This window comes from Psychroserpens mesophilus (assembly GCF_050617655.1).
Lineage (GTDB): Bacteria > Bacteroidota > Bacteroidia > Flavobacteriales > Flavobacteriaceae > Psychroserpens > Psychroserpens mesophilus_A.
Genome location: NZ_JBODQC010000053.1, coordinates 1 through 395, shown reverse-complemented (window position 1 = coordinate 395; position 395 = coordinate 1). Strand labels below are relative to the sequence as shown.

The 395-nt window shown below is 37.7% G+C and carries 1 protein-coding gene; it reads left to right on the top strand.

Annotated elements, in window-relative coordinates; genetic code table 11:
- Positions 1-395, top strand: a 395-nt coding sequence (locus ACRHNM_RS16290; protein ID WP_431137694.1) for a hypothetical protein, incomplete at both ends; no start/stop codon positions are given.

Sequence of the window (395 nt, the reverse complement as noted above, 5' to 3'; positions counted from 1 at the left end):
ACTAACGATGATCTTTATGATTTAGAATTCACACCTGCTATGCGTTCTACGGGTACTGGTGATGACTTTATCGTTGGTCGTAATGCCGAGTTAACCTATTTAAGCCTTAACTTAAGCTCTAACAGCAAATCTTATAGCACTGATTTCTATTTCAACGCTAATGCTTCTAAAGGGTTCGATTTAGGATATGATGCTAACATTTGGGGTGATATAGCGCCTGAGTTTGCTATTTACTCTCATTTAGTTGAAGATAATACTGGTGATCCTGTAACTTTACAAGCTCTTAGCTCTACAGATCTGAATGACGTTACCATTCCTTTAGGAGTGAACGCTAAACAAGGTGAGCAAATTACATTTAGCATTGCAGACACAACATTACCTGCATCTGTTAATGT